Below are 19689 nucleotides of genomic sequence, written 5' to 3'. Positions count from 1 at the left end.
GTGATCAAGACCGCCAACCGGGTCCTGCTGGGCCTGGCAGGACTGGTCCTCGTCGCCGTCGGCGGCGCCGTCCTCGCGACGGGCCTCGGCCTGGACGTGCCGTCCTGGTGGCCCTGGGACGGCACGGACGACGTGCTGCTCAGCAAGGCCGACCGCACCAGATGGCGCGACGAGGGCTGGTGGTGGCCCACCGTCATCGCGGTCCTCGCCGTCCTCGTGGTCCTCGCGCTGTGGTGGTTCCTCGCCCAGCTGCGCCGCGGGCGCCTCGCCGAGGTGCTGGTCGACAGCGGCGACGGCGAGGGCGCGCTGCTGCGGGGGAGGGCGCTGGAGGACGCCCTCGGCGACGAGGCGGGCGCCCTGGACGGGGTGTCCGGCGCCAAGGTGGCACTGACCGGGCGGCGTACCGCCCCCCGGGCCCGGGTGCGGATGCTCATGGAGCCGCACGCGTCCCCGGGCCTGGCGCTGCGAGGCCTCTCCGAGGGCGCGCTGACCCACGCGCGGACCTCGGCCGGGCTGGACGAACTGCCCGCCGAGGTCCGTATGAAGGCGGTCAAGCACCGCGCGGAACGGGTGAACTGACCGACCGCCTTCCGGCGGGACCGTCAGAACCCGTGGCGGGCGCCGCCGTCGACCGGCACCATGATGCCGGTCAGGTAGGAGGCGGCAGGGGAGAGCAGGAAGGCCGAGGTCTTCCCGAACTCCTCCGGGGTGCCGTAGCGGCGCAGCGGGATGCGGGCCTCGTTGGCCGTGCGGGACGCCTCGGCGTCCCCGGACAGCGCGTCGAGCTCGCGCACCCGGTCCGTGTCGATCCGCGACGGCAGGACGCCGACGACGCGGACACCGCGCGGCCCCAGCTCGTCGGCGAGCGACTTGGCGAAGCCGGCCAGGCCGGGGCGCAGCCCGTTGGAGATCGTCAGACCGGCGATCGGCTCGTGCACCGACCCGGACAGCACGAAGCCGATGACACCGCCCTCGCCGAGCGCCTCGGCCGCCGTACGGGCCAGGCGCACGGCTCCGAGGAAGACCGACTCGAACGCCGACTGCCACTGGTCGTCCGTGTTGTCGGCCAGGAAACCGGGCGCGGGGCCGCCGACGCTGATCAGGATGCCGTCGAGCCTGCCGAAGCGTTCCTTCGCCGTGTCCACCAGCCGCCGGGCGGCCAGCGGATCGGCGTTGTCCGCGCCCAGCCCGACCGCGTCGGCGCCCAGTTCGGCGGCGGCCTCGACGGCGTCCTTCTCGTCACGGCCGGAGATGACCACCTTCGCGCCGTCGGCGGCGAGGGCGCGCGCGGTGGCGTTGCCCAGCCCGCGGGTCGCCCCGGTGACGATGTACACACGGTCCTTCAGTCCAAGATCCATGGTCCTATCCTGCCAAGTCCTCACCGGCGAGGTCGACCGCGCTGTTCACCAGACCGACGTGGCTGAACGCCTGCGGGTAGTTGCCGAGCTGGCGCCCGGCCGCCGAGTCGTACTCCTCGGCGAGCAGTCCCACGTCGTTGCGCAGGTCCAGCAGCCGGTCGAAGAGCGCTTCGGCCTCGTCCCGGCGGCCCGTCCGCAGCAGGGCGTCCACGAGCCAGAACGAGCACGCGAGGAACGCCCCCTCGTTGCCGGGAAGGCCGTCCACCGAGCCGTCCTCGGTGCTGTAGCGGCGGATCAGGCCGTCGTGGGCGAGCTCCTCGCGCACCGCGTCGACCGTCCCGATCACCCGGGGGTCGTCGGGCGGCAGGAAGCCGGTGCGCACGATGAGCAGCGTCGAGGCGTCGAGCTCCCGGGATCCGTAGTACTGGGTGAACGTGTTGCGTACGGGGTCGTACCCCTTCTCGAGGACCTCCGCGTGCACGGCGTCCCGCATCGCCCGCCACCGGTCGGCGTCCCCCGGCAGGCCGGGGTTCTCCTCCAGGGTGCGCACCGCCCGGTCGGCCGCGACCCAGGCCATCACCTTGGAGTGGACGAAGTGCCGGCGTTCGCCGCGCACCTCCCAGAGGCCCTCGTCCGGCTCACGCCAGCTGGACTCCAGGAAGCCGAGCAGACTGAGCTGCAGATTCCAGGCGTGCGGCTTGTCGTCGAGTCCGGCGGCGCGGGCCACCCTGAGCGAGTCGATGACCTCGCCGTACACGTCGAGCTGGAGCTGGCGCACCGCCGCGTTGCCCGTGCGGACCGGCAGCGAGTTCTCGTAGCCGCTCAGCCACGGCAGCTCCGACTCGGGCAGTCTGCGCTCACCGGCGAGGCCGTACATGATCTGGAGGTCCGCGGGGTCGCCCGCCACCGCCCGGAGCAGCCAGTCACGCCACGCGGCCGCCTCGTGCACGTAGCCCGCCGAGATCATGGCCCCCAGGGTGAGCGTGGAGTCCCGCAGCCAGCAGTAGCGGTAGTCCCAGTTCCGTACGCCGCCGATCTCCTCCGGCAGCGAGGTCGTGAGGGCGGCCACGATTCCCCCGGTGGGCGCGTAGGTGAGGGCCTTCAGGGTGATCAGCGAGCGGAGCACCGCCTCCCGGTGCCTGCCGTGGTAGGTGCACCGGGCCGACCACTTCGCCCAGTCGGTGAGGGTGTGCTTCAGCGACGTGTGAGGGTCGATCAGCTTCGGGCGCGGGGAGTGCGAGGGGTGCCAGGTGAGCACGAACGCCACGGACTCGCCCTCGGCGACGGTGAAGGAGGAGCACGTGCTGAACTGCTGGCCCCACGTCTTGACCGGCGGCTCGCTGCGCAGCCAGACGGAGTCGGGGCCGGCGACGGCCACCCGGTGGCCGTCCGAGCGGCGCATCCACGGGACCACGGAGCCGAAGTCGAACCGCAGCCGCAGGACCGAGCTCATGTCGACGCTGCCGCTGACGCCCTCGACGATCCGCATGACGTCGGGCGCCTTGTCGCGCTGCGGCATGAAGTCGACGACCTTGACGGTCCCGGTCCTGGTCTCCCAGTAGGTCTCCAGGACCAGGGAGTCCTCCACGTAGGCGCGCCTGGTGCAGGTTTCCGTGCTGTTCGTGCCCTGGGGTGCGATGCGCCAGTGGCCGTTGTCCTCGTCGCCCAGCAGGGCGGCGAAACAGGCACCGGAGTCGAAGCGGGGCAGACACAGCCAGTCGACGGAACCGTTCCTGCCGACGAGGGCGGCGGTCTGGAGATCGCCGATGATGGCGTAGTCCTCGATACGTGGGGTCACGCTCTGGCGTCTTCCCGAACCTGGGCCCCGCTAAGCAGCCGGACCGGTGCGAACGGAACAGGCGTGAGGGCCTCAGGCGGTGGCCGGTTCCGGCTGCTCAGCCGTCGCGTCCCGCGCGGCGGCCTCCTCGCGGTCGCGCTTCTCGCGGCGTACGAGGATCACCCAGCCGACGGGGACCCCGGCGGCGAAGAGCCACCACTGCACCGCGTACGCCATATGGGGACCGATGGAGCCGTCGTCGGGGGCGGCGATCGTCTCGGGGCTGCCGTCGGCCGGCGCCGGACCGGTCATCTCCAGGTACCCGCCCAGCACGGGACGGTCCAGCAGATGCGACTGCTGTGCGCTGTTCATCAGCATCACCTGGCGGTCGGGCAGACCCTCCAGGTCCTTGATGCCACTGGCGCTCGTCGTCTCGTCCGCCTTGAGGCGGCCGGTGACCGTGACCTCGCCGCGCGGCGGCGGCGGGACCTCGGGGAAGGACTGCTGGTCGGCGGCGGCCGGGACCCAGCCCCGGTTGACCATGACCGTGCCCCCGCCCCTGAGGTCCAGCGGGGTCAGGACCAGGACGCCGATGCGCTCGTCCTGCGAGGTGCGGCGGCGTACGACCACCTCGTGCCCGGTGTCGAACGTCCCGGTGGCCGTCACGGCGCGCCAGTAGTCGGAGCGCGGGACCGTGTGCCCGGGAGAGGTGAGACGGGTGACGGGGACCGGGTCCGCCTCGAGGTTCCGGGTGATCAGCGCGTTCTGCTCGACGCGGTGTTCGTGCCGGTGCAACTGCCAGAAACCCAGCTCCACCATCGTGGGGATCATGGCGAGGACGAGCAGGGTGAGAATCACCCACTGCCGGGTCAACAGGAAGCGGTACACCCCATGACCGTACAACCGGGGTCATGGGGTGCGGCACGGAGGGTCCCCCGTGCGGCCGGGGCCGGCCCGTCACACTTTGTCCACGATGCCCGCCCTTCCCTCGGCGCGGGCGCAGTGACCGCCGCAGTACCAGTGGCCGTCGACCTCGACGCCCTGGCCGATGACCTGGACCCGGCAGTGCTCACAGATGGGCGCCATGCGGTGGATGGCGCAGGAGAAGCAGTCGAAGACGTGCACCGCGCCCTGCGCGTGCACCTCGAAGGACATCCCGTAGTCGTTTCCGCATACCTCGCAACGTGCCATGCGCCACAGGGTGGGACGCCGGGCGGTGAGGGGCGAGCCGGCACGGGGCGAGTCGCCGCCGGTTCACTCCGATGACGGCGACGGCTTCGGCACGACGACCGACACGGCCGGTGCCACGTCCCTCAGCAGATGGGTGAACGCGCTCTCCTCCAGGACCGGTGTGCCGAACGACTTCGCCTTCACCGTCTTGGACGTCGCCGAGTCCGGGTCGTTGGTGACGAGCAGACTCGTCAGCCGGGACACGCTGGTCGCCACGTGCAGGCCGGCCTCCACGGCGCGGTCCTCCAGGAGTTCACGGTCGATCGAGGTGTCTCCCGAGAAGGCCACCCGCATGCCCTGCATGAGAGGTTTGTCCGACTCGTAGCGCCCGGGATTCGGATACGGGCACGCGGGACGCTTGCGCGAGGGACGCCAGCTGCCCTGACCCTGCGAGGGCCGGTAGCCGGCGCGCGGGGTGACCGGGGAGTCGTACCACTCGGTCAGCGGCCGGCACTCCAGCAGCGGAAGGCGCACCCCGCCCTTGGCCGCCGCGTGCAGGGACGGCCGGAAGGCCTCGGCCAGCACCCGGGCGTCGTCCAGGGCGTGGTGCGCGTGCTGCTGCACCACGCCGAAGTGCGCCGCGAGCGACTCCAGCTTGTGGTTGGGCAGGGGGAGCCGCAGCTCCTTGGCGAGCGCGATGGTGCACAGCCGCTGCTCGACGGGCGCGGTGACCGCCGCCCGGGCGTACTCCCGGGCGATCATCGACCAGTCGAACGCGGCGTTGTGCGCGACGAGGACCCGCCCGGCCAGCCGCTCCGACAACTCCGCGGCGACCTGCGGGAAGAGCGGCGCTCCCTCCAGGACGTCACTGGTCAGCCCGTGGATCCAGACGGGGCCGGGATCCCGCTCCGGGTTCACCAGCGTGTACCAGTGGTCCTCGACGTCGCCTCTCGCGTCCAGGCGGTACACGGCAGCGGAGATTATCCGGTCGTCGCGGGCGAGTCCGGTGGTCTCCACGTCGACGACCGCGTACCCCTGGGGATAGGCGGCCGGCCACGGCGCTGCGGTCTGACGGTCGTCGAGCATGGTCACAGAGAATACGGGCCGCCACCGACAGCCACCCATCCGGGACCTTCGGCCGCGAACCCGGACGGGACGGCCCGCAGTTGACCGTGGCCGCCGTGCACGCGGGTCGGTGGCGCCCCCCGGGCGGGTCCGGTGAGACGCTCCCGGAGTGACGGACACACCAGACCAGACACACGACGAACCCCACGGCAACGGGCTCGGCACCCGGCTCAACTGGCTGCGGGCCGCCGTGCTCGGCGCCAACGACGGAGTGGTCTCCACCGCCGGCCTCGTCGTCGGTGTGGCCGGAGCCACGGGCGCGCGGTCCACCCTCCTGACGGCCGGCCTCGCGGGGCTGCTCGCGGGGTCCATGTCGATGGCGGCCGGCGAGTACGTGTCGGTGTCCACCCAGCGCGACTCGGAGAAGGCCGCACTGGAGACGGAGAAGCGGGAGCTCCGCGAGACCCCGGAGGCCGAGCTCGCCGAACTGACCGGACTCCTGGAGGAGAAGGGGCTGAGCCGCCGGCTCGCCCGGGAGGCCGCCGTCCAGCTCACCCGGCGCGACGCGCTGCGCGCCCACGCCGAGGTCGAGCTGGGCATCGACCCGGACGAGCTGACCAACCCGTGGCACGCGGCCGGGGCGAGCTTCCTGGCCTTCACGGTGGGCGCGCTGCTGCCCCTGCTGGCGATCGTGCTGCCGCCCACCTCGGCACGGCTCCCCGTCACAGTGGTCTCGGTCCTCGCGGCCCTGGCGCTCACCGGCTGGTGGAGCGCCCGGCTGGGCGAGGCGCCGGCCGGGCGGGCGGTGCTGCGGAACATGGCCGGGGGAGCGGTGGCCATGGCGGTGACGTACGGAGCGGGGGCGCTGTTGGGGGCCGCGGGGGTGTGAGGGGGGCGGTTGGAGGAACCCGCCAACCGGTCCTGACGCCACGTCTCACATACTTGTCGGTAACAACATCTATGCCCGGTGCCCGGAGCGGCTCTACGGTGCTCGCATGGAGCCGAACCTGCCCGATGTCGTGCTGTGGTCGATCCCGGCCTTCGTCCTGCTCACCGTCCTCGAAATGGTGTCGTACCGCCTGCACCCGGACGACGAGGCCGCCGGGTACGACGCCAAGGACGCGGCCACCAGCGTCACCATGGGGCTGGGCAGCCTGGTCTTCGACCTGCTGTGGAAGATACCCGTCGTGGCGATCTACGCCGCCCTGTACGAACTGACCCCGCTGCGCGTCCCCGTGCTGTGGTGGACGGTCCTGCTGATGCTGCTCGCCCAGGACTTCTTCTACTACTGGTCCCACCGGGGCCACCACGTCATCCGGATCCTGTGGGCCTGCCACGTCGTCCACCACTCCAGCCGGAAGTTCAACCTGACCACCGCCCTGCGCCAGCCCTGGACCTCGCTCACCTCCTGGCCCTTCTACCTGCCGCTCATCGCGCTGGGCGTCCACCCGGCCGCGCTCGCCTTCTGCTCGTCGGCGAACCTCGTCTACCAGTTCTGGGTGCACACGGAACGCGTCGACAAGCTGCCCCGCCCCTTCGAGTTCGTCCTCAACACCCCCTCCCACCACCGGGTGCACCACGCCTCCCAGGGCGGCTACCTGGACCGGAACTTCGGCGGGATCCTCATCCTCTGGGACCGGCTCTTCGGCTCGTTCGCCCCGGAGACCGAGCGCCCCGTCTTCGGGCTCACCAAGAACATCAGCACCCACAACCCGTTCCGTGTCGCCACCCACGAGTACGCCGCCATCGCCCGCGACGTACGGTCGGCCGCCACCTGGAGCGAGCGCGCGGGCCGGGTCTTCAGGGGCCCGGGCTGGCAGCCGTCGCGCCCCGCCGTGCCCGCCACCCCCGTGCCCGCCCGGCCGCACGCCGCCACCGAGCGCACCGGATGAGGCCCCGCGCCGGTGCGCCCCGGCTCGTACGACCGCTGCTCGTGGCCTTCCTGGCCGTCTCCGCCGTCCATCTGGCCGGGCTCCTCGCCGGGCAGGACGCCGTGCACGTGGCCACCAAGCCGCTGCTGATGCTCCTGCTCACCGGCTACGCCGCAGCCCGGGGAGGGCCCGGGCTGCTGATCGCCGCGCTGCTCTGCGGCTGGGCCGGGGACGTGCTGCTGATGCCCGACGCCGAGCTCGCGTTCCTCGCCGGGATGGGCTTCTTCGCCGCGGGCCACGTCTGCTACCTGGCGCTCTTCGGCCGCGCCCCCGTCCGGCCGGTCTCCGGCGCCGTCTACGCCGTCGTGCTCGTGACCTTCGTCGCGCTGCTGTGGCCGGGCCTGCCGGACGGACTGCGCGTCCCGCTGACCGGGTACAGCCTGCTGCTCACGGCCATGGCCTGGCGTGCGGGCGTCCTCGGCCGCCCCGCCGCCCTCGGAGGCGCGCTCTTCCTCTTCTCCGACGCGCTCATCGCCACCGGCATCGCGGACCTGCCCCAGCTGCCCGCCCACGACTTCTGGATCATGCTGACCTACCTCGCGGCGCAGTACCTGCTCACGAGAGGGGCGCTCGATCTGCACAGAGATGCCACCGGAGCCGCCCCCGGGGCGTACCGTGAGGGGCGTATCAGAATCTGAGACCAGCGAGGACCCCCACGCATGCGCGCCACTGTGATCCATGCCCCCCACGACATCCGTGTGGAGGAGGTGCCCGACGCCACGGTCCAGCAGCCCACCGACGTGGTCCTGCGGGTCCTGCGGGCCTGCATCTGCGGCAGTGACCTCTGGGCCTACCGCGGTGAGTCGGCCCGGCAGCCGGGCCAGCGCATCGGCCACGAGTTCCTCGGTGTCGTCGAGGAGGCGGGCTCCGAGGTCGCCGGCTTCTCCGCGGGTGACCTCGTGGTGGCCCCGTTCGTCTGGTCCGACGGCACCTGCGCCTACTGCGCCGAAGGACTCACCACCTCCTGCCCGCGGGGCGGCTTCTGGGGGTCGGTCGGTTCGGACGGCGGCCAGGGCGAAGCCGTGCGTGTCCCGTTCGCCGACGGCACCCTGGTCAAGCTCCCGGCGGCGGCCGCCTCCGACGACCGGCTGCTCACCGCGCTCCTCGCGCTCTCCGACGTGCTCGGCACCGGTCACCACGCCGCACTCGGCGCGGGCGTGAGGCCCGGCAGCACGGTCGCGGTCGTCGGTGACGGTGCGGTCGGCCTCTGCGGCGTCATGGCGGCCAAGCGGCTCGGCGCCGAGCGGATCATCGCGCTGGGCCGCCACCAGGCACGTACCGACATCGCCCGGGCGTTCGGCGCCACCGACGTCGTCGCCGAGCGCGGCGAGGCGGCCCTCGCGGCCGTACGGGAGCTGACGCGCGGCGAGGGCACCCACGGGGTCATCGAGGCGGTCGGCACCGAGCAGTCGATGCGCACGGCCATCGACATCGTCCGCGACGGCGGCTCCGTCGGATACGTCGGAGTCCCGCACGGCAGCGGCACCGGGATCGACCTCGACGCGATGTTCGACCGGAACATCACCCTGCGCGGCGGCGTCGCCCCGGTGCGCACCTACATCCCGGAACTGCTCCCCGACGTGCTCGACGGCACGATCGACCCGTCGCCCGTCTTCGACCTGTCGGTCGGGCTGGACGGGGTGCCGGGCGGCTACAAGGCGATGGACGAGCGCACGGCGCTCAAGGTCCTGATCAAGCCGTAGCAGCCGGAAGGAACGCGGGGACGGAACACGGAGGGGCCGGGGACAGCTGTCCCCGGCCCCTCCGTCATGCCCTACTTGCGGACCGCGTCCAGCGCGTCCACGATTCCGGCTCCGTAGAAGCCGTTGTACCGCTTGCCGCCCTCGCAGACCGCGTCGACGGTGCCGTCACCGTCGATGTCGTACGGCGCGCCGCACGCGGTGGCGTCCGCCTGGAGCGTCAGCAGCGCCTTCACCGCGGCCGATGAGGCGTGCGGGTGGGTCGACTTGATCAGCGCCGCGACACCCGCGACGTGCGGCGACGCCATCGACGTACCGGCCTTGTAGCCGAAGCGGCCACCGGGCAGCGTCGAGAGGATCAGACCGTTGTCGGCGGGCGCCTCGGGCGTCTGGTAGCGCGTCGAGTCACCGCCCGGAGCAGCCACGTCGATGACCCCGAGTCCGTAGTTCGAGTAGGAGGACTTGAGGTTCTTCGCACCCGTCGCGGAGACCGTCACGACGCCCGGCAGCATGGTCGGGATGTCGGGGCAGGCGCTCGGGTCGACCGTGCGGGTGACCGGCGTCGAGTCGTCGGGGCTCGTCGAGTCCTCGATGGCGTCGAGGGCCAGGTCGTGGTCGGAGTTGCCGGCCGCGGCGACGTTGACGACGCCCTTGCGCTCCGCGTAGCGGGTCGCGCGGGTGACCGCCTCGACCAGGGCGCCCTGGTCCGGGTCGTTCTTGCAGTTGAACAGCCACGGGTCGGTGTAGTAGCTGCTGTTCGTCACGTCGACACCGTGCTCGGCGGCCCACACGAAGCCGCAGACGACGGCCTCGGTGTAGAACAGGCCGGCCGGTGTGGACACCTTGATGCCGGAGACCTTCACGCCCGGCGCGACGCCGGTGATCCCGGTGCCGTTCTTGGCCGCGGCTATGGTGCCCGCCACGTGCGTGCCGTGGTCGCTCTCCCCGGCCGCGGGCCGCCAGGCGCCGTCCGTGGTGTCAGGGGCGCCGGACACGCAGTTCACCGAGGCGCCGCGGTCGAAGTTCGGCGCCAGGTCCGGGTGGGTGTCGTCCACGCCCGTGTCGATGACGGCGACCGTGACCTTGCTGCTGCCCAGGGACTTCTTGTGCGCCTGGTCCGCCTTGATGGCGGGGAGGTCCCACTGCAGGGGTTCCAGCGGGTCCTGGCCCGCCGCCGCGTCCGCCGACGCCGCCTGCGCCTGCGCGGCGGTCAGGGGCTGCTCGACCCCGATGTCCTTCGTCGCGGCCGGAGCGATGGGGCTGGTGCGCGTGGCGCCCGCGGACTGGACGCCCTTGGCCTTGCGGATCGTCGCGCCGAAGTCCGGGTTCTGCGAGTGGACGACGATGACACCTATCGTGTCGTACGACGTCACGACGGTCCCGCCGGCCGCGGATATCGCCTTCCGCACCTGCTTGACGGTGCCGTGACCCGCCCGCGTGTTCACGACGTACGACAGCTCGGGGCCGTCCGTCCGCACCTGCGCCGCGGGCTGCTCGTCCGCGGGTGCCGCGGCCGCGGTCCCGGTCGGGAGGAAGCCGAGCGAGGCCGTGAGCGCGAGTCCGACGGGCAGCGTGAGTACGCGAGTCCGTCGGGATGCCAGATGAGCCATGGGTTCTCCACATCATCCGTGCCGTGGAACCGGACACAGGCGTGTCCGGTCCGGTACATGACCAGTGAAGCTATCGCTGATCTTCCCGGCACATCAATGAATGCGGGCAAGTGAGTTCGAGGTGTGACCTCCGGGAGTCGCGTACACGAGTGCCTCCCCAGGAGGACCGAACCTGCGGTGAACCGCTTCGCCACGCTCTCCGTGCCGTTGCACAGGGAGTCGTGCGATCAGCCCCCGTCACTCAGCAGAGGACTCCCCGTGAAAGCCAACGTCCCCATCACCGCACCCGCGTCGCGAGGAGAATCCGTGGTCACCGAAGCACCGCCGCCCCAGAGCCCCGAGGACGGCAGCCCCGTCCAGCCCACGACCGAGGCGTTCCTCGAGGCGCAGGACAGCACGGAGTTCGCCGAGCTGCGCCGCTCCCACCGCTCCTTCGCCTTTCCGCTGACCATCGGCTTCATCGCCTGGTATCTGCTGTACGTGCTGCTGTCCAGCTACGCCGACGACTTCATGAGCAAGATCGTCTTCGCGAACTTCAACGTCGCCTTCGTCTTCGGCCTCGCTCAGTTCGCCACCACGTTCCTCATCGCCTGGTTCTACTCGCGCCACGCCACGAACAAGCTCGACCCGCAGGCGGCGGCCATCAAGTCACGTCTGGAGGGCGACGCATGAGCGCCGCGTACGCATCGCATCCCGTGATCCAGCTCGCCGCGTCGTCGTCGACGGCCGAGCACCGCCCGCTGATCATCACGCTCTTCGCCGTTTTCGTCGCCGCGACCCTGGGCATCACCGTCTGGGCCGGCCGGCAGACCAAGAGCGCGTCGGACTTCTACGCCGGCGGGCGGCAGTTCACCGCCTTCCAGAACGGCCTGGCCGTCTCCGGCGACTACATGTCGGCGGCGTCCTTCCTCGGCATCGCCGGCGCCATCGCCCTCTTCGGCTACGACGGCTTCCTCTACTCCATCGGCTTCCTCGTCGCCTGGCTCGTCGCCCTGCTGCTCGTCGCCGAGCCGCTGCGCAACTCGGGCCGCTACACCATGGGCGACGTCCTCGCCTACCGGATGCGCCAGCGGCCGGTGCGCACCGCCGCGGGAGTCTCCACCATCGTCGTGTCGATCTTCTACCTGCTGGCCCAGATGGCGGGCGCGGGCGTCCTCGTCTCGCTGCTGCTCGGCATCACCAGCGACGCGGGCAAGATCCTCATCGTGGCACTGGTCGGCGTCCTCATGATCGTCTACGTCACCATCGGCGGGATGAAGGGCACCACCTGGGTGCAGATGGTCAAGGCCGTGCTGCTCATCGCGGGCGCCCTGCTGATGACCCTGATGGTGCTGTGGAAGTTCGACTTCAACGTCTCCGACCTGCTCGGCACCGCGGCGGAGAAGAGCGGCCACGGCGCGGCGTTCCTGGAGCCCGGCCTCAAGTACGGCGCCACGGACGTCTCGAAGCTGGACTTCATCTCGCTCGGCATCGCGCTGGTCCTCGGCACCGCCGGACTCCCGCACATCCTGATCCGCTTCTACACCGTCCCGACCGCCAAGGCCGCCCGCAAGTCCGTGAACTGGGCCATCGGCATCATCGGCGCCTTCTACCTCATGACGATCGCCCTCGGCTTCGGCGCCGCGGCGCTCATCGGGCCCGAGGAGATCAAGGCGAAGAACCCGGCGGGGAACGCGGCGGCACCGCAGCTCGCCGAGTACCTCGGAGGGGTCGGCACCACGGGGGGCGCCATCATGCTCGCCGTGATCTCCGCGGTGGCCTTCGCCACGATCCTCGCCGTCGTCGCGGGCCTCACCCTCGCCTCCTCGTCCTCCTTCGCCCACGACATCTACGCCAACGTCATCCGCAAGGGGAAGGCCACCGAGAAGGAGGAGATGAGCGCGGCCCGCTGGGCCACCGTCGCGATCGGTGTCGTCTCCATCGCCCTCGGCGCCATGGCACGCGACCTGAACGTCGCCGGACTCGTGGCCCTCGCCTTCGCCGTGGCCGCGTCGGCCAACCTGCCGACCATCCTCTACAGCCTCTTCTGGAAGCGCTTCACCACCCAGGGCGCCCTCTGGTCGATCTACGGCGGTCTCGCCTCGTCCGTCGTCCTGGTGCTGTTCTCCCCGGTCGTCTCCGGGAAGGCCAGCTCGATGTTCCCGGACGTGGACTTCGCCTGGTTCCCCCTGGAGAACCCCGGTCTCATCTCCATCCCGCTGGGCTTCCTGCTCGGCTGGGTCGGCTCGGTCCTCTCGAAGGAGGAGCCGGACAAGGGCAAGTACGCCGAACTCGAGGTCAAGTCCCTCACCGGCACCGGGGCCCACTGACGCCCCCGCGCCCGCCGTGCCCCGCCGGGGCCCCGTCGTAGATCCCTACGACGGGGCCCCGGCGCACCTCGTGCCAACCGCGCCCCCCCGATGCCGGAGGCCTCGCGTAGTCTCGGAGGTGTCAGACCGCAACCGCGGACATCACCGGGGGAGGCCCACAGTGCTCATCGACACCTACGGCCGGGTCGCCACCGACCTGCGTGTCTCTCTGACCGACAAGTGCAACCTCCGCTGCACCTACTGCATGCCCGAGGAAGGCCTGCAGTGGCTCTCCAAGACCGATCTGCTCAGCGACGACGAGATCGTCCGGCTCGTCCGGGTCGCCGTCACGGACCTGGGTGTCACCGAGGTCCGCTTCACCGGCGGTGAGCCGCTGCTGCGCCCCGGCCTCGTCTCCATCGTCGAGCGGTGCGCCGCCCTGGAGCCCCGGCCCAGGATGTCGCTCACGACCAACGGCATCGGGCTCAAGCGCACCGCCTCCGCACTGAAGGCGGCCGGACTGGACCGCGTCAACGTGTCCCTGGACACCCTGCGTCCCGACGTCTTCAAGACGCTCACCCGCCGCGACCGGCACAAGGACGTACTGGAAGGGCTCGAGGCCGCCCGCGAGGCGGGACTCACCCCCGTCAAGGTCAACTCCGTCCTGATGCCCGGCCTCAACGCCGACGAGGCCCCCGAACTGCTGGCCTGGGCCGCGGAGAACTCCTACGAACTCCGCTTCATCGAACAGATGCCGCTCGACGCCCAGCACGGCTGGAAGCGCGACGGCATGATCACGGCAGGCGACATCCTCGCCTCGCTGCGCACACGCTTCACCCTCACCGCGGAGGACGACGAGGAGCGGGGATCCGCCCCCGCGGAGCGCTGGACCGTGGACGGCGGCCCGCACCGCGTCGGCGTCATCGCCTCGGTGACCAGGCCCTTCTGCCGGGCCTGTGACCGCACCCGGCTCACCGCCGACGGCCAGGTCCGCACCTGCCTCTTCGCGCGCGAGGAGACGGACCTGCGCGGCGCCCTGCGCTCCGGTGCCCCGGACGAGGAGATCGCCAGGATCTGGAAGCTCGCGATGTGGGGCAAGAAGGCGGGCTCCGGTCTCGACGACCCGGCCTTCCTGCAGCCCGACCGCCCGATGTCAGCGATCGGCGGCTGAGGACTCCCACTCCGCGAGCGTCACGACGTCCTTGAGGAAACCGCGCACGTCGAGGAAAGAGGAGAGGTGCTCCCGGTGCTCGTCGCAGGCCAGCCAGGTCTTGCGGCGCTCGGGTGTGTGCAGCTTCGGGTTGTTCCAGGCGAGCACCCACACGGCATCGGCGCGGCAGCCCTTGGCTGAACAGACCGGTGCGCCGGTGGCGCTCTCGGCGGAGGTCTCGAAGAGGTTCACGGCCCCAACCCTAAGCCTCGTTCCGGAGGGCTCCGCGGCGCATCCCCGCCGGAGAATGGCGACGCCGGGCAGCCACGGGGGGAGCTGCCCGGCGTCGGTCCGTCGCTCCGACGGGGGATGCGGAGCGCACACGAAGTATGGCACGGGCCCCGGGATCCGGTGCACGGGATCGTCATGATTGACCCGGGCTCTTCCCACGGCCCCCGGAGTGCGCCCGCCGGTCAGTCGGCCGGGCGCGTTCCCGCGCCACGGCCGGTGGGACCGGGTTCCGCGGCGGGCTCCGCGGGAGCCGTTCCGAGAGCCGGCCGCATCGGCGCCGGCACGAACGTGGAGGGGAGCGAAGGAGCGTTCTCACGACCCGCGTTGGCGATGACGACCGCGACGTAGGGAAGCAGGACGCCCAGCGCGAGCGCCACCACGGCCACATGCCTCTCGACGTTCCACAGGGTCGCGGCCAGCACCACTGAGACGGTGCGTACGGACATCGAGATGATGTACCGCCGCTGCCGGCCGCGCACGTCGTCGGCGAGGCCCTGCCGGGCACCCGTGATCCGGAAAACCTCCGGGCCGCTCTGCTTCCGCATCGTGATTCCACCACCAGATCTCTGTGCCGGACTTCCCCGGACGGTGCCGCTCCCACGGTACGCCCGGGGCCGGCCGTGTTCGAGACCGGGGCACGTCCGCCCATACGGGTTCGAACCGCAGTTCCACGTACGGACCTGTCCGGCATGCGGCGTACGTCCGGTGCGCCGAGACTGGGTGAACGTGCGCACACCGCGCCGCGCGAGGAGGCGACATGGGCTGGCTGTGGGCAATCATCGTAGGTCTGGTGCTGGGTGTGATCGCCCGGGCGATCCTGCCGGGGAAGCAGGCCATCCCCCTCTGGCTGACGGTTGTGTTCGGCATCCTCGGCAGCATCCTCGGCAACGCCGTCGCGACCTGGATCGGCGTCAACGACACCAAGGGGATCGACTGGATCCGGCACCTGCTGCAGCTGATCGGCGCCATCGCCGTCGTCGGTGTCGGCGACATGGTCTGGCAGTCCATCAGGGGCAACAGGAGCGGGACCCGGAGAACCTGACCCGGACGTGGGAACGCCGCGGCCGGTCACGCGTGACGCGTGACCGGCCGCGGCGTCGTGTTCCCCGGTGTCAGCCCGCCGTGACCTCGACGGCGGCCAGGTTCTTCTTGCCCCTGCGCAGGACCAGCCAGCGCCCGTGCAGCAGCTCGTCCGCCGAGGGGGCACTCTCGCCGTCCGTGACCTTCGCGTTGTTCACGTAGGCCCCGCCCTCCTTGACCGTGCGACGGGCCGCCGACTTGCTCGCGGACAGTCCGACCTCGACCAGCAGGTCCACCACCGGGCCCAGCTCGGTGACCCGGGCGTGCGGCACCTCGGACAGGGCGGCGCTCAGCGTCGCCTCGTCCAGTTCGCCGAGCTCACCCTGGCCGAACAGCGCCTTCGACGCCGCGATGACCGCCGCGCACTGCTCACCGCCGTGCACCAGCGTCGTCAGCTCCTCGGCCAGCGACCGCTGCGCCGAACGCGCCTGAGGCCGCTCCTCGGTGAGCTTCTCCAGCTCCTCCAGCTCCTCGCGGCTCCGGAAACTGAGGATGCGCATGTACGTCGAGATGTCCCGGTCGTCCACGTTCAGCCAGAACTGGTAGAACGCGTAGGGCGTCGTCATCTCGGGGTCGAGCCAGACGGCGCCGCTCTCGGACTTGCCGAACTTGGTGCCGTCCGCCTTCACCATCAGCGGCGTCGCCAGCGCGTGCACGGCGGCGCCCGGCTCCAGGCGGTGGATCAGGTCGATGCCCGCGGTGAGGTTGCCCCACTGGTCGCTGCCGCCCTGCTGGAGGGTGCACCCGTGGCGCCGGTACAGCTCCAGGAAGTCCATGCCCTGGAGGAGCTGGTAGCTGAACTCGGTGTAGCTGATGCCCTCCTGCGACTCCAGCCGACGGGCCACCGAGTCCTTGGTGAGCATCTTGTTGACCCGGAAGTGCTTGCCGATGTCCCGGAGGAACTCGATCGCGGACAGACCCGCGGTCCAGTCCAGGTTGTTCACCATGGTGGCGGCGTTCGGGCCCTCGAAGGTGAGGAAGGGCTCGATCTGCCCGCGCAGCCGCTGGACCCACGCGGCGATGGTCTCCGGGTCGTTCAGCGTGCGCTCCGCGGTCGGCCGCGGGTCACCGATCTGGCCGGTGGCGCCGCCGACCAGGGCGAGCGGCTTCAGCCCGGCGAGCTGGAGCCGGCGCATGGTGAGCACCTGCACGAGATGGCCCACGTGCAGGCTCGCCGCGGTCGGGTCGAAACCGCAATAGAAGGTGACCGGGCCGTCCGCGAGAGCCTTGCGCAGTGCGTCCTCGTCGGTGGACTGGGCGAACAGCCCGCGCCACTTCAGCTCGTCGACGATGTCCGTCACGGTCGTTTCTCTCCTCTGGGTGTTCGATGGGTTGTCCGGTCAGTCTATGGGGGTCATACGCCCCGGCTGACCGAGCTCATGTGGAAGTCCGGGACGCGCAGCGGGGGCATCGCGGCACGGGTGAAGTAGTCGCCCCACTCGCGCGGCAGCGTCTTCTCCGTACGGCCCGCCTCCGACGCCCGGGACAGCAGCCCGACCGGCGACTCGTTGAACCGGAAGTTGTTCACCTCGCCGACGACCTCGCCGTCCTCCACCAGATAGACCCCGTCCCGGGTCAGCCCGGTCAGCAGCAGGGTCGCCGGGTCCACCTCCCGGATGTACCAGAGGCACGTCAGCAGCAGGGCGCGGCCGGTCGTCGCGGCGACCATCTCGTCCAGGGACCGCTCGCCGCCGCCGTCCAGGACGAGGTTGTCCATGGCCGGCGCGACGGGAAGGCCCGTCAGCCCCGCCGAGTGGCGGGTGGCGGTCAGCCGCTCCAGCTTGCCGCCCGCGATCCAGTCCGTCGGGGCCAGCGGCAGCCCGTTGTCGAAGACGGAGTCCCCGTCCCCGGACGCGTGGGCGATCACGAACGGGGCCGACTCCAGCCCCGGCGCGTACGGGTCGCTGCGCAGCGTGAGCGGCAGGCCCGAGAGCTTCTCCCCGACACGTGTACCGCCGCCGGGCCGCGAGAAGACCGTCCGGCCCTCGGCGGCGTCCCGTACCGACGCCGACCAGTACTGGTAGATCAGCAGGTCCGCCACCGCCGTCGGGGGAAGCAACGTCTCGTACCGGCCGGCCGGCAGCTCGATCCGCCGCTCGGCCCAGCCGAGCCGGCGGGCGAGCTCCGTGTCGAGCGCGGCCGGGTCGACGTCCTTGAAGTCCCGGGTCGCCCGGCCCGCCCAGGCGGACCTGGTCCGGTCGGGGGACTTGGCGTTCAGCTCCAGGGTCCCGTTCGGCTGGTCGTGGCGCAGCCGCACCCCCGTGGACGACCCCAGGTAGGTGGAGGTCATCTCGTGGTTCGCGAAGCCGTACAGCTCGCGGCCGCCCGAGCGGGCCCGCGCGAAGGCGTCGCCGAGTGCCGGGGCGAAGTCGGCGAAGACGTCGGATCCGGTCTCCGCCGGCGGTTCCGTGAAGTCGGCGGACGCCGGGACCCCGGACACCAGCGGCTGCGCGTCCTCGGCCGGCCCGGCACCGCGCGCGGCGGCCTCCGCGGCCCGCACGAGCGGTTCCAGGTCGTCGGCCGTGACGGCCGAACGCGTCACCACACCGGACGCCGTCCCCTGCGCGCCGTCGACGGTCGCGATCACGGTCAGGGTGCGGCCACGGGTCACCCCGTTCGTGGTCAGCGCGTTGCCGGCCCAGCGGAGGTTGGCGGAGGAGTTCTCGTCCGCGATCACCACACAGCCGTCGGCGGTGGACAGCGAGAGCGCCCGCTCGACGATCTCGTACGGCTTGCTGGCGCGGCTCATCGCCCGGCCTCCTGCGTCGTGTTGAGGATGTTCACGCCTCGGAAGAGGGCGGAGGGGCAGCCGTGGGAGACGGCCGCGACCTGGCCCGGCTGGGCCTTGCCGCAGTTGAAGGCACCGCCCAGGACGTAGGTCTGCGGGCCCCCGACCTTCTCCATCGAGCCCCAGAAGTCCGTGGTCGTCGCCTGGTACGCGACGTCCCGCAGCTGGCCCGCCAGCCTGCCGTTCTCGATCCGGAAGAACCGCTGGCCGGTGAACTGGAAGTTGTGGCGCTGCATGTCGATCGACCAGGACCGGTCGCCGACCACGTAGATCCCGCGCTCCACCCCGCCGATCAGGTCCTCCGTCGACAGCCCGCCCGGATCCGGCTGCAGCGACACGTTCGCCATGCGCTGCACGGGGACGTGGCCCGGCGAGTCCGCGTACGCGCACCCGTTGGACCGGCCCAGTCCCGTCAGCTTCGCGATCCTGCGGTCCGTCTGGTAGCCCACCAGCGTGCCGTCCCTGACCAGGTCCCAGGACTGTGCCGCGACGCCCTCGTCGTCGTAACCGATGGTCGCGAGCCCGTGCTCGGCGGTGCGGTCACCGGTCACGTTCATCACGGGGGAGCCGTAGGCCAGCTTCCCCAGCTGGTCGAAGGTCGCGAACGAGGTTCCCGCGTAGGCCGCCTCGTAGCCCAGAGCCCGGTCCAGCTCGGTGGCGTGGCCGATCGACTCGTGAATCGTCAGCCACAGGTTGGAGGGGTCGACGACCAGGTCGTAGGACCCCGCCTCGACGCTCGGAGCCCGCATCTTCTCGGCCAGCAGGTCCGGGATGCGCTCCAGCTCGGCGTCCCAGTCCCAGCCGGTGCCCGTGAGGTACTCCCAGCCCCGGCCCACCGGCGGGGCGATCGTCCGCATCGAGTCGAACTCGCCGGTCCCGCCGTCCACGGCCACCGCGGTGAGCTGCGGATGGACCCGCACCCGCTGCTGCGTGGTGACGGTGCCGGCGGTGTCCGCGTAGAACTTGTTCTCGTGGACCGTCGTCAGGGAGGCGTCCACGTGCGCCACCCCGTCGGCGGCCAGTAGCCGCGCACTCCACCCGGCGAGCAGCGCGGCCTTCTCGTCGGCCGGCACGGAGAACGGGTCGACGTCGTACGCCGACACCCAGGTCCGCTCGCCGTGCACCGGCTCGTCCGCCAGCTCGACCCTCTCGTCGGATCCGGCCGCCGCGATCACCTTCGCCGACAGCTTGGCCATGGCGACGGCCTGCGAGGCCACCTTCGCCGCGGCGTCCATCGTCATGTCCACGCCGGAGGCGAAACCCCACGCCCCGCCGTGCACCACGCGGACCGCGTATCCGGTGTCGGTGGTGTCCGACGTCCCGGAGGGCCGGGCGTCACGCAGCCGCCAGGAGGCGTCGCGCACCCGCTCGAACCGGAAGTCCGCGTGCACGGCGCCGAGCGCGCGGGCGCGGGCGAGCGCCGCGTCGGCGAGGGCGCGGAGCGGCAGGGCCAGGAACGACTGATCTACCTCGTGGGCCAC

Annotated in this window: 20 protein-coding genes; 9 read left to right on the top strand and 11 right to left on the bottom strand. The window is 71.5% G+C overall.

Going from position 1 to position 19689, the window contains the following annotated elements; genetic code table 11:
- The gene (amaP, locus tag IA22_RS0130705) at positions 1-579 is read left to right on the top strand and encodes an alkaline shock response membrane anchor protein AmaP (protein ID WP_015576671.1); all 579 of its coding nucleotides are present in this window, start codon (positions 1-3) and stop codon (positions 577-579) included.
- 23 nt (positions 580-602) lie between these two features.
- On the opposite strand, the gene IA22_RS0130700 is transcribed toward amaP, so the two are convergent.
- The 5 genes from IA22_RS0130700 to IA22_RS0130680 all read right to left on the bottom strand — a co-directional run bounded on the left by IA22_RS0130700 (position 603) and on the right by IA22_RS0130680 (position 5397).
- Entirely contained in the window at positions 603-1358 is a 756-nt protein-coding gene (locus IA22_RS0130700; RefSeq protein ID WP_015576670.1) for an SDR family oxidoreductase, read from the bottom strand.
- A gap of 4 nt (positions 1359-1362) precedes the next feature.
- Positions 1363-3156, bottom strand: a complete 1794-nt coding sequence (locus tag IA22_RS0130695; protein ID WP_030125470.1) for a glycoside hydrolase family 15 protein — start codon at positions 3154-3156, stop codon at positions 1363-1365.
- Positions 3157-3228: 72 nt separating this feature from the next.
- Positions 3229-4023 (bottom strand): SURF1 family cytochrome oxidase biogenesis protein, encoded by a 795-nt coding sequence (locus IA22_RS0130690; protein WP_015576669.1) that lies wholly within the window; start codon positions 4021-4023, stop codon positions 3229-3231.
- Positions 4024-4092: 69 nt separating this feature from the next.
- A complete protein-coding gene (locus tag IA22_RS0130685; protein ID WP_073747930.1) occupies positions 4093-4326 on the bottom strand; it encodes a hypothetical protein in 234 nt (77 codons plus the stop codon).
- Positions 4327-4389: 63 nt separating this feature from the next.
- On the bottom strand, positions 4390-5397 hold the full coding sequence (locus tag IA22_RS0130680) for a DEDDh family exonuclease (RefSeq protein ID WP_030125468.1): 1008 nt from the start codon (positions 5395-5397) through the stop codon (positions 4390-4392).
- Between the two features lie 142 nt (positions 5398-5539).
- Here IA22_RS0130680 and IA22_RS0130675 point away from each other — a divergent pair, with 142 nt between their 5' ends.
- From IA22_RS0130675 to IA22_RS0130660, 4 genes are all read left to right on the top strand, one after another.
- The gene (locus tag IA22_RS0130675; RefSeq protein WP_014156999.1) at positions 5540-6259 is read left to right on the top strand and encodes a VIT1/CCC1 transporter family protein; all 720 of its coding nucleotides are present in this window, start codon (positions 5540-5542) and stop codon (positions 6257-6259) included.
- Positions 6260-6365: 106 nt separating this feature from the next.
- Positions 6366-7262 (top strand): sterol desaturase family protein, encoded by an 897-nt coding sequence (locus IA22_RS0130670; protein WP_030125467.1) that lies wholly within the window; start codon positions 6366-6368, stop codon positions 7260-7262.
- Entirely contained in the window at positions 7259-7939 is a 681-nt protein-coding gene (locus IA22_RS0130665) for a lysoplasmalogenase (RefSeq protein ID WP_030125466.1), read from the top strand. Before IA22_RS0130670 ends, IA22_RS0130665 begins: the two co-directional genes overlap by 4 nt.
- A gap of 21 nt (positions 7940-7960) precedes the next feature.
- Positions 7961-9004 carry a zinc-dependent alcohol dehydrogenase family protein gene (locus IA22_RS0130660; protein ID WP_014157002.1) on the top strand — a complete coding sequence of 348 codons (1044 nt, stop codon included), beginning with the start codon at positions 7961-7963 and terminating at the stop codon, positions 9002-9004.
- Between the two features lie 71 nt (positions 9005-9075).
- Here the strand turns inward: IA22_RS0130660 and IA22_RS0130655 are convergent, their stop codons facing one another.
- Positions 9076-10611, bottom strand: a complete 1536-nt coding sequence (locus IA22_RS0130655) for a S8 family peptidase (RefSeq protein WP_014157003.1) — start codon at positions 10609-10611, stop codon at positions 9076-9078.
- Positions 10612-10917: 306 nt separating this feature from the next.
- Here IA22_RS0130655 and IA22_RS0130650 point away from each other — a divergent pair, with 306 nt between their 5' ends.
- The 3 genes from IA22_RS0130650 (at position 10918) to moaA (ending at position 14070) form a co-directional block, all read left to right on the top strand.
- Entirely contained in the window at positions 10918-11283 is a 366-nt protein-coding gene (locus IA22_RS0130650; protein WP_014157004.1) for a DUF485 domain-containing protein, read from the top strand.
- Positions 11280-12920, top strand: a complete 1641-nt coding sequence (locus IA22_RS0130645; protein ID WP_014157005.1) for a solute symporter family protein — start codon at positions 11280-11282, stop codon at positions 12918-12920. Before IA22_RS0130650 ends, IA22_RS0130645 begins: the two co-directional genes overlap by 4 nt.
- A gap of 160 nt (positions 12921-13080) precedes the next feature.
- Entirely contained in the window at positions 13081-14070 is a 990-nt protein-coding gene (gene moaA / locus IA22_RS0130640) for a GTP 3',8-cyclase MoaA (protein WP_030125465.1), read from the top strand.
- Here moaA and IA22_RS0130635 read toward each other — a convergent pair.
- A complete protein-coding gene (locus tag IA22_RS0130635; RefSeq protein ID WP_014157007.1) occupies positions 14053-14301 on the bottom strand; it encodes a hypothetical protein in 249 nt (82 codons plus the stop codon). The two genes, moaA and IA22_RS0130635, sit on opposite strands and share 18 nt — an antisense overlap.
- A gap of 221 nt (positions 14302-14522) precedes the next feature.
- Entirely contained in the window at positions 14523-14885 is a 363-nt protein-coding gene (locus tag IA22_RS0130630) for a DUF3099 domain-containing protein (protein ID WP_030125464.1), read from the bottom strand.
- A gap of 212 nt (positions 14886-15097) precedes the next feature.
- Between IA22_RS0130630 and IA22_RS0130625 the strand changes: the two genes are divergently transcribed.
- Complete coding sequence (locus IA22_RS0130625) at positions 15098-15382, top strand: GlsB/YeaQ/YmgE family stress response membrane protein (RefSeq protein ID WP_014157009.1); 285 nt, start codon at positions 15098-15100, stop codon at positions 15380-15382.
- A gap of 70 nt (positions 15383-15452) precedes the next feature.
- Here IA22_RS0130625 and tyrS read toward each other — a convergent pair whose 3' ends face one another.
- From tyrS to IA22_RS0130610, 3 genes are read right to left on the bottom strand one after another with little or no spacing between them, the layout of a single operon-like run.
- On the bottom strand, positions 15453-16721 hold the full coding sequence (gene tyrS / locus IA22_RS0130620; protein WP_014157010.1) for a tyrosine--tRNA ligase: 1269 nt from the start codon (positions 16719-16721) through the stop codon (positions 15453-15455).
- A gap of 53 nt (positions 16722-16774) precedes the next feature.
- On the bottom strand, positions 16775-18169 hold the full coding sequence (locus IA22_RS0130615) for a metallopeptidase TldD-related protein (protein ID WP_030125463.1): 1395 nt from the start codon (positions 18167-18169) through the stop codon (positions 16775-16777).
- Positions 18166-19689 carry a TldD/PmbA family protein gene (locus IA22_RS0130610; RefSeq protein ID WP_030125462.1) on the bottom strand — a complete coding sequence of 508 codons (1524 nt, stop codon included), beginning with the start codon at positions 19687-19689 and terminating at the stop codon, positions 18166-18168. Before IA22_RS0130610 ends, IA22_RS0130615 begins: the two co-directional genes overlap by 4 nt.

The organism is Kitasatospora papulosa, assembly GCF_000717245.1.
GTDB classification, from domain to species: Bacteria; Actinomycetota; Actinomycetes; order Streptomycetales; family Streptomycetaceae; genus Streptomyces; species Streptomyces papulosus.
This window is presented reverse-complemented; position numbering and strand designations above follow the sequence as displayed.

What these genes read in the sequence shown, in the direction of transcription:
- IA22_RS0130700 (WP_015576670.1), bottom strand. Translation starts at nt 1,358, where the DNA reads ATGGATCTTGGACTGAAGGACCGTGTGTACATCGTCACCGGGGCGACC.
- IA22_RS0130685 (WP_073747930.1), bottom strand. Translation starts at nt 4,326, where the DNA reads ATGGCACGTTGCGAGGTATGCGGAAACGACTACGGGATGTCCTTCGAG.
- IA22_RS0130670 (WP_030125467.1), top strand. Translation starts at nt 6,366, where the DNA reads ATGGAGCCGAACCTGCCCGATGTCGTGCTGTGGTCGATCCCGGCCTTC.
- IA22_RS0130665 (WP_030125466.1), top strand. Translation starts at nt 7,259, where the DNA reads ATGAGGCCCCGCGCCGGTGCGCCCCGGCTCGTACGACCGCTGCTCGTG.
- IA22_RS0130660 (WP_014157002.1), top strand. Translation starts at nt 7,961, where the DNA reads ATGCGCGCCACTGTGATCCATGCCCCCCACGACATCCGTGTGGAGGAG.
- IA22_RS0130655 (WP_014157003.1), bottom strand. Translation starts at nt 10,611, where the DNA reads ATGGCTCATCTGGCATCCCGACGGACTCGCGTACTCACGCTGCCCGTC.
- IA22_RS0130645 (WP_014157005.1), top strand. Translation starts at nt 11,280, where the DNA reads ATGAGCGCCGCGTACGCATCGCATCCCGTGATCCAGCTCGCCGCGTCG.
- IA22_RS0130630 (WP_030125464.1), bottom strand. Translation starts at nt 14,885, where the DNA reads ATGCGGAAGCAGAGCGGCCCGGAGGTTTTCCGGATCACGGGTGCCCGG.
- IA22_RS0130625 (WP_014157009.1), top strand. Translation starts at nt 15,098, where the DNA reads ATGGGCTGGCTGTGGGCAATCATCGTAGGTCTGGTGCTGGGTGTGATC.
- IA22_RS0130615 (WP_030125463.1), bottom strand. Translation starts at nt 18,169, where the DNA reads ATGAGCCGCGCCAGCAAGCCGTACGAGATCGTCGAGCGGGCGCTCTCG.